Origin of the sequence: Fulvivirga sp. (assembly GCF_040220315.1) — a bacterium.
Classification (GTDB): Bacteria; Bacteroidota; Bacteroidia; order Cytophagales; family Cyclobacteriaceae; genus Fulvivirga.
Genome location: NZ_JAVJUY010000289.1, coordinates 1 through 9174 on the forward strand (window position 1 = coordinate 1; position 9174 = coordinate 9174).

6 protein-coding genes and 2 rRNA genes are annotated in these 9174 nt (G+C 35.7%); 5 read left to right on the top strand and 3 right to left on the bottom strand.

Annotated elements, in window-relative coordinates; translation table 11 throughout:
• Window positions 1-58: 58 nt before the first annotated feature.
• Entirely contained in the window at window positions 59-1132 is a 1074-nt protein-coding gene (locus tag RLO81_RS14435) for an NAD(P)/FAD-dependent oxidoreductase (protein ID WP_350113022.1), read from the bottom strand.
• A 64-nt stretch (window positions 1133-1196) separates the two neighbouring features.
• On the opposite strand from RLO81_RS14435, the gene RLO81_RS14440 reads away from it, so the two are divergent.
• Genes RLO81_RS14440 through RLO81_RS14460 form a run of 5 tightly spaced genes read left to right on the top strand, consistent with a single transcriptional unit; the run spans window position 1197 to window position 8435 of the window.
• Window positions 1197-1844 carry an MBL fold metallo-hydrolase gene (locus tag RLO81_RS14440; protein WP_350113025.1) on the top strand — a complete coding sequence of 216 codons (648 nt, stop codon included), beginning with the start codon at window positions 1197-1199 and terminating at the stop codon, window positions 1842-1844.
• Between the two features lie 2 nt (window positions 1845-1846).
• Window positions 1847-2530 (top strand): CDP-diacylglycerol--serine O-phosphatidyltransferase, encoded by a 684-nt coding sequence (pssA, locus tag RLO81_RS14445; protein ID WP_350113027.1) that lies wholly within the window; start codon window positions 1847-1849, stop codon window positions 2528-2530.
• A 53-nt stretch (window positions 2531-2583) separates the two neighbouring features.
• Window positions 2584-5967: a type IX secretion system sortase PorU gene (gene porU, locus RLO81_RS14450; protein ID WP_350113030.1), complete on the top strand. Its 3384-nt coding sequence runs from the start codon at window positions 2584-2586 to the stop codon at window positions 5965-5967.
• Window positions 5968-5995: 28 nt separating this feature from the next.
• Window positions 5996-7180 (top strand): type IX secretion system outer membrane channel protein PorV, encoded by a 1185-nt coding sequence (porV, locus tag RLO81_RS14455; RefSeq protein WP_350113032.1) that lies wholly within the window; start codon window positions 5996-5998, stop codon window positions 7178-7180.
• Window position 7181: 1 nt separating this feature from the next.
• On the top strand, window positions 7182-8435 hold the full coding sequence (locus RLO81_RS14460; RefSeq protein ID WP_350113035.1) for a M16 family metallopeptidase: 1254 nt from the start codon (window positions 7182-7184) through the stop codon (window positions 8433-8435).
• Between the two features lie 93 nt (window positions 8436-8528).
• Here RLO81_RS14460 and rrf read toward each other — a convergent pair.
• A 5S ribosomal RNA gene (gene rrf / locus RLO81_RS14465) occupies window positions 8529-8640 on the bottom strand.
• A gap of 117 nt (window positions 8641-8757) precedes the next feature.
• A 23S ribosomal RNA gene (locus RLO81_RS14470) occupies window positions 8758-9174 on the bottom strand; the annotation flags it as partial.

The window sequence follows — 9174 nt, forward strand, 5'->3', positions numbered from 1 at the left end:
CCAGCGTAGCTCCCAAAAGCAGAAACAATGTTAATATGTGTCCAATTTTGTTCATTAATTACTTGTCATCATTAATCAAGGTATAAAACCTCTCTATAGCCACTTCTTTATCAAGCGCTGATTGATTAACCAAATGAAGTACAAATTGATTCGCAAAATAAGGGGCTAATGATACCCCTTTAGTTCCAAGACCATTAAATATACCTACATTTTCATAATTTGGATGCATTCCAATAATAGGTTTTCTGTCTTTTGTTGCTGGCCTAATACCAGATATGTGCTCAACAACTTTATAGTTAACGCTAATAAGTTCTTTTAGTTTCTGCTCCAATAGTACCCTTGCTTCCATTGAAGGCTCTGTTGTTAAATCATAGTTGTTGTAAGTAGAGCCCACTTTAAAACGGTTTTTACCAATCGGTATTACAAATATTCCTCTGTTAATTATCAGATCAGTTTGCATATTAGCTTCAATGGTTAGAATATCTCCTTTTACCGGCTTAAATGGAAGCCACTGAAAATATTTGTTTTTGGTACTTGCTACGCCTTGGCAAAAAATTATTTTTGAAGCTAATTTACCTTTATACCTTACCTCTGACTCACTTAATTTCAATTCCTCCTCGTCAAATTTTTCTTTGTTAATAGTAAAATTATCTGCTTTCAATAGCACTTCTGTCAGGTTTTCCAGGAACACAGGCACATTCAAAAACCCAGACTTTTTTAATTCTATTCCTCCAAACAGATCATTTACAGCGTTATTAATACTACTATAATGAATCTTGCTTATATAAGGCTGATAACTTTCATCAGCAGAACGTGCCGACCACTCATTTTGCTCCTCTGTTGAAATAAATGGCCTGTAAATTGCCTTATCAACAAAAAACTTCTCATCTGAATGTGCCTGAATTCCTCTGTAGTAAGATTCTAAATAGGGAAATAGGACATCTGCCTTCCAGGTTTTAACCATCTTCCGACCAGTAACCGGATTGTACAACCCGGCAGCTATTTTTGAAGATGATTGCCCATTTTGATCATCGAACAGCAAAATGCTTTTGCCAGATTGAATGAGATGATGCGCCAAGATAATTCCTGCCAGCCCTTTTCCTACTATTATAAAGTCAAAATCCTTATTCAATCTTAGTGTTGATAAAAGTGTAGTTTTGCAAATTCAAAGTTGAACAAACAATACCACTATTGAAATGATTCAAGTACAGTCTTTTACATTCAACCCTTTTTTAGAGAATACTTATGTGTTATATGATGAGACCGGTGAAGCCATAGTGATTGATCCGGGTTGCTACGAAAATTACGAAAAAGAACAGCTTAACACATTTATTGAAGATCAAAACCTGACAGTAAAAAGATTAATTAATACACATTGTCATATCGATCATGTTTTTGGTAATGAATTTGTAAAGAAAAAGTACGGAGTTAAATTGGAAGTACATCTGTCTGATGTTGAAACACTAAGAGCAGTTAAAGCTTATGCACCTAGTTATGGATTCCAGCATTTTGAAGAATCTGAAGTAGATTCAAATCTTGCAGAAGGTGATACAGTTAAGTTCGGTAATAGCGAACTTAAAGTTCTATTTGTTCCTGGTCACGCCCCTGGACATATTGCTTTATATAGTAATGCAGATAATCTGTGTATCAATGGTGATGTATTATTTATGGAAAGTATTGGAAGAACAGATTTGCCTGGTGGTGATTTTGATACACTCATCAAAAGTATTCATGAAAAACTCTTTACATTGCCAGATGAAACTGTAGTATATTGTGGCCACGGCCCTGAAACTACAATTGGCCACGAAAAACAAAACAATCCTTTTTGTGCCATTAGAAACTAAGCATGATTAAGCATATACCAAACCTGATCACCTGCTCTAACCTAATGTCTGGCTGCCTGGGCATAGTCTTCGCTTTTCAAGGTAAATTGGAATGGAGCATTTACAGTATTTGGGTAGCCATGGTTTTTGATTTTCTCGATGGTTTTACGGCACGTATGCTAAAAGTTAGTTCTGATATAGGCAAGCAGCTGGATAGCCTGGCTGATATGGTAACCTTTGGACTACTTCCAGCTATTTTTCTATTTCATTTGTTTAGTGATGATGCAGGTTACTTATCCTATTTATCGTTTTTAGTAGCTGTTTTTTCTGCCTTGAGGTTAGCAAAATTCAATGTAGATGATTCGCAGAGCGATTCGTTCGTAGGTATGCCAACACCTGCTAATGCACTATTCATTTCTTCATTAGTATTTGTATTTCAATCCTATCCTGGAATTAAATCGAATGAATTATTGATGGTAATCACAATTGTATGCTCACTTTGGTTAGTAATGCCTGTACGGTTATTGGCATTAAAGTTTTCTGGGTTCAGCTTTAAACCTAACGTATTCCGTTACTTGCTGATTCTGCTATCTTTATGTCTGATTGTTGTTTTTGGACTACTTTCTTTTCCATTGATTATTCTCTCTTATTTAGTTTTATCGATTATTAACAACTTGTCTTTGACTAATAATATCGTTGGGATATAAACGTTTGTTTACTATTCGGTGTTAATTTGTACTAATAGTATAATTGTTCCCTAATGAAGAGAAGAGTACTTTTCTTTTTATCGCTAATTTCATTCTCCACTTCAGCCATTTGTCAATCTGTTTTTTCAGATGGAAATTGGTATAAAATAAGAATTAATGAGCGCGGTGTATATCAACTGAGCTACCAGTATTTAAGAGATAATGGGGTTCCGGTTGATAATATCGATCCCAGAACGATCAAAATTTATGGTCAAAAAGGAGGCATGCTCCCTCAAAGTAATAGCGAAGAATGGCCTATTGATCCTGTAGAAATTGAAATTCAAGTTATAGGGGAATCTGACGGAAAATTTGATAATGCTGATTATGCCTTATTCTATGCAGAAGATGGCGATTCCTTTGAATATACATCTGGCCAATTAGAGTATGAGCATAATATTTACTCAGACCATAACTTTTACTTTCTCACGTATGGCGGAAATCAGGGTAAAAGAATGTCAAGTATTCAATCTTTAAGTGAGTTTGGGCCTGTAGTAAATACTTACAATAGTTTCAGTTTTTATAAGGAGGAGAATAACAATCTATTAACTTCTGGCAGAAACTGGTATTCGTTCAGATTTAATACAGTAACATCCCAAATTATAAATTTCCAGCTTCCGTCAATTATCACTGGCAGTGAAGTAAAAATCACTACTAGGGTAATGGCTCAGTCTTTTGAAAATTCAAGTTTTAATATTTACGCCAACTCCTCGTTATTGGGAAATGTAGAAGTAGAGAGTGTTCCTGATTTTAATCAAAGGGTGTTTAGATACAGTATAAAAGGAAGAGAAAATCAACAAACATTTACAGCTACACCTGGTAATGGAAATATTGAAGTAAATGTTGAATATAACAAAAATTCTACTCACTCAATTGGTTTTTTAGATTTTGTACAGGTTGAAGCTGAAAGCAGCCTTAACTTTTCTGGTGATCAAATACAATTCAGATCACCAGAAAGTATCAATCATTCAATAACTACTTTTGAAATCAGTAACGCTGAAAGCAACACGAATGTATGGAATGTAACCGATGCATTTTCGCCAAAAATTCAAAATTATAGCCAATCGGGATCAGTAATAAGTTACAATGCCGGCTCAGAAACATTGCAAGAGTATATCGCTTTTGAAACTTCTGAAGCCAATACACCAGCAAACATTTCCTCATTGAGTAATCAAAATTTAAAATCGAATACAGATATTGAGTTTTTAATAATCACACATGCTTTATTCGAATCAGAGGCAATTCGTTTAGCTTCATTCAGAACAAACAATGACGGTTTAACTTCAAAAGTTGTATTAATTGATGAGGTGTACAATGAATTTTCAAGCGGTAGACAGGATATTACTGCCCTTAGAAACTACGCTAAATATTTGTATGACAATGGCTCATTAAAATATTTACTACTGTTTGGTCGAGGGTCTTACGACTATAAAAACACAATTAACAACAATACGAACTTTGTACCTGTCTATGAGTCTAGGAATTCGCTTCACCCTTTAGATACTTATGCATCAGATGATTATTTTGGTTTTCTTGAAGAGGATGAAGGGGAATGGATTGAAGAGAATGGCGGAAATCATACAATCGATATAGGAATTGGTCGATTTCCAGTTACCACTGAGGATGAAGCCAAGTCAATTGTCGATAAATTAATTTATTATGCTACGAGTGAGGCTACACTGGGCGATTGGAGAAATGATGTAATTTTCGTTGCAGATGATGGGGATTTCAATCTTCATCAAAGACAGTCAGATGAGTTAACCCAATTTGTAGATACAACTTATTCAGCTTTCATACCGAATAAATTTTTCCTGGATAATTTTAAACAGGTATCCAGACCAAGTGGAGAAACCTCACCTGCCGCAAGTGAAGCTTTAACGGAAAGTGTTGAAAAAGGAGCTTTGATAGTGAATTTCACAGGCCATGGTGGTGAAAATGGATGGATGCAGGAACAAGTATTAGACTTAGTTCAAATTCAAAACTGGGACAATTATGATAAACTTCCTCTGTTTGTTACTGCAACTTGCGAATTCGGCAGGCATGACGATCCGCAAAGAACATCAGGGGGAGAGCTGCTTGTAACCAGCAATCAGGGAGGTGGAATTGCCGTGGTTAGCACTTGTAGACCTGTGAGCTCATCATCAAATTTTGCACTTAATAAGGCATTTTACGATCACATTTTTGATAAAGAAAGCGGAGACTATTTAAGGCTCGGTGATATTTTTATGGCCACAAAAAACGAAAGCATCAATCTTGCAACAGACTCTAGGAAAGTAGGTAATAGAAATTTTGCGCTATTAGGCGATCCAACGCTCAGATTGAATTATCCTAAACAGGACATAAGTATAACGGGCATTAATGAAATTGGTGTAAAGAATGATACTCTCAAGGCACTAGGCAAGGTGAAGCTTTTTGGTCAAATTAATACTTCCAACGGCTTGCAAAACCAATCGTTTAATGGTGAAGTAAGTTATGTTCTTTATGATAAGCCCGTTTCAAAAACCACTTTAGGCAATGAAAATTCACCCTATACTTATCAGGATAATGAAAACATTGTTTTTAAAGGCTCTTCGACAGTAACTGGTGGTGAGTTTCAAGTTGAATTTGTCGTGCCAAAGAATATATCCTATGAAGTTGGTAATGGTCGCCTTAATATGTATGCAACTAATGATCAATTATTGGATGCTAATGGTGCGGACATCTCATTAAAAATAGGTGATTCAAATCCAACACCACCAACTGACAATAAGGGGCCATCTATTAAATTATTTATGGGCGACTCGCTTAATACTTCATTGAGACAGGTTAGCCATAATACAAATTTAGTTGCCATCTTAGAGGATGAGAATGGAATTAACACTTCTTCATATACTATCGGAAATAGTATCATTGCTACACTGGACGATGAAATAGAATACAATCTAAATGCATATTACAGAGCAGATAAAGATTCATATCAAAGAGGGGTTGTGACATTTCCATTTAAAAATCTTTCAAAGGGGAAGCACACAATAAGGTTAAAAGCATGGGACACATTTAATAATTCATCTGAATCGGTTATTTCATTTGAAGTAGCAGACCCTAATGCAATGGTTATTTATGATATTTACAATTATCCCAACCCATTTAATGATTTTACTACCTTTGGCTTTTCCCACAATAAATCGGGCGATGATTTAGAAGTGGAGTTGCAAATATTTTCACCCGTTTCAGGGCTAATATTTACCAATGTTTTTAATATAGATAACTCTCAATCAACTGTTGAGTTTTATAATTGGGAAGGCAGAAACATGAATGGTGAAAAATTGAAAGGTGGAATATACATTTATAGACTAAATGTTCGTTCTAAACGAGATGGAGCAAAAAATAGTGCTCATAAAAAACTTATTCTTATTAATTAAGTACCTTTGCAGGTCAATATAATGTTAAATGAAGAAATTTAAATTTATATCAATTGTTGTACTAATGCTTTTTAGTATAACAATAATGGTTGCCCAAGGCACTACCCCACAAGATCCTATTGGCCAGAGCGATGATAGAAGAGTTATTACCACAGCTGTTCCTTTTTTAACTATTACTCCCGATGCAAGAGCTGGCGCCATGGGCGATGCTGGTGTAGCAACTTCTCCAGATGCTAATGCTGTTTACTGGAATCCCGCTAAGTTGGCTTTCATAAATAATGATGTTGGCTTTTCACTTTCATATACGCCTTGGTTAGGTAAAATAATTAATGATATGTCAATAACTTATTTATCTGGTTATTACAAGTTTACGAAGGAGCAGGCAGTTGCAGTATCAATGAAATACTTCGACCTGGGAGAAATATTCTTCCGTGATGGTGAAGGCAATAGTACCGGTGATTTCAACCCAAGAGAAGTAGCATTTGATGCTACATATAGTAGAATGCTTTCCCAAAAATTAGGAGTTGGTATAACTGCTCGTTACATACATTCAAACCTTACCGGAAATTTTAGCTCACCAAACCCCACAACTGGTGCGGATGCAAAGCCAGGCAACAGTGTTGCAGCTGATATTGCAGTATATTACAACAAAGATTTATTACTTAGCGGTACAAACTCTAACCTTGCCTTAGGTGCCGTAATTTCAAATATAGGATCTAAGCTTACATACTCTGACGAAAACAACAGGGATTTTATACCAACTAATCTTCGCTTAGGATCCGCTTTTACCACAAATTTAGACCCTTACAACAAAATAACGTTTGCACTAGATTTCAATAAACTATTAGTTCCAAGCCCACAAAATGATGGTAGCGAAAAAGATGAATCACTACTAAATGGTATTTTTGGTTCATTTGGAGATGCTGAAGGTGGTGGAAGTGAAGAACTTAAAGAAGTAACCATTTCTGGGGGAGCGGAATATTGGTATAATGATACATTTGCAGCAAGGGTTGGATATTTTTTAGAGTCCGAAGAAAAAGGAAACAGGAAGTATTTAACAATGGGTCTAGGTTTCAGGTATCAAGTTTTTGGTGTTGATTTCGCGTATTTAATACCTAAAGAACAGGAACATCCATTGGCAGAGACTTTGAGGTTTACACTTTTATTCAACTTTGAAAAGAAAAGTCAAGAGGAACAATCCGTAACAGACTAGTATGTTAAACAGGAAAATAGCCCCTGTTTTATTCAAACCTGCGCAATTAGTATTTCCCGAGCCGGAATCAATCCAACTTTCCACTGGCCTTAAGGTACACCTCTTTCAGAATAGAAATGTAGATGCAATTAAAGTAGAATTCATATTTAGAAATGCAAGTAGCTACCGTGAGCCATTAAACGGTATAAATCTTCTAACTTCGAAATTATTGATGTCAGGAACAAGTAGTAAATCCTCTAAAGAAATATCTGATGGATTTGCTAGACTAGGTTCCTTTATTGAGGTTAATCCCTCTTTTGATTATACAACAGTTGATATACATTGTGTAAAGAAAACTCTCTTCCCTACACTAACTCTTTTTTCAGAAATACTTAGAGATTCCAACTTCCCTGATGATGAAATAGGTTTACAAAAGAGTATTTTGATAAATAATTATAAAATTCAACAACAGAAAAACAATATAGTAGCTTCAAGATTATTCCGTAAATCCCTTTTTCCAGAACACCCTTATGGTCAATCAGTAATCCCACAAGACTTAGAAAAGATTGATCTAAAAAATATAATTGAATTCTATAAAAATAATTGGAGTTCTTTCGAGATTATTATCTCTGGTAATATTTCAATTGATGAACTTAAAAGTTTTGAAAAAGACTTTACCTACGAACCGCACTTTGCCAATTATCTGGAAACATTTACCTATTCTAAAAAAGTTTTGAACAATCACCGACCCAATTCGGTTCAAACATCACTCAAAATAGGATTGCCAACCATAAACAAATCTCACACCGATTATACTTCATTACTCTTTACCAATTATGTTTTAGGTGGCTATTTCGGCTCCAGACTGATGAAAAACATTAGAGAAGAAAAAGGTCTAACTTATGGCATATATTCTAGCATAGTCAACCTACAACATGCTTCTTATTTTACAATTACAAGTGAAGTATCCTCCAAGAAAAAGGAATTAGCAATTGATGAAATAGTAAATGAAATTAAAATGCTTTCTTCAAGTCAAATACTAGACGAAGAGTTAATAACAGCTAAAAATCATTGGATAGGATCATTTCAAAATGATTTAAGCTCTCCCTATTCTTTAATCGAGAAGTTTAAATCATACTATCTATATAATTTAGAGCCAAATTATATACTTGATTTCTATAATTCTATCAACAAAATAAAACCTCATGACATTATTGATGCCAGTAAAAATTATCTTAATACAAATCAAATGAGTTTAATTAGTGTTGGTGGATAAATTTCATCTCCCAGTATAGTTAGTAGTTACTATAAATGAAAAAACCCTTAGTGTTTTACTAAGGGTTTTGATCTACAGGTGTAGATTAATAAAATCTGGCAACGACCTACTCTCCCACATATTATTGCAGTACCATTGGCGCTGATGGGCTTAACTTCTCTGTTCGGAATGGGAAGAGGTGGACACCATCGCTATAGTCACCATAAAGCCTTGCTGCGATCTTTTATCACAGATAATGTTTTATTTTTTATCTTCTTCAAACTCTGTTGAGCATGTCGAAGGGTTGACATTGTGTTATGAAAGAATTTATGAGGACATAGCCCTAGAGAAAGTTTACAGGTAATTAGTACTGCTCAGCTTTGACATCTCTGCCTTTACACCTGCAGCCTATCAACGTCATCGTCTTTAACGTCCTTTTAAAGAAGTCTCATCTTGAAGTGGGTTTCGCACTTAGATGCTTTCAGCGCTTATCCCTTCCTAACATAGCTACCCGGCGGTGCAGCTGGCACCACAACCGGTACACCAGAGGTTAGTCCAACCCGGTCCTCTCGTACTAAGGTCAGATCTTCTCAAACTTCTTACGCCCACAACAGATAGGGACCGAACTGTCTCACGACGTTCTGAACCCAGCTCGCGTGCCACTTTAATGGGCGAACAGCCCAACCCTTGGGACCTTCTCCAGCCCCAGGATGTGACGAGCCGACATCGAGGTGCCAAACCTCCCCGTCGATGTGAGCTC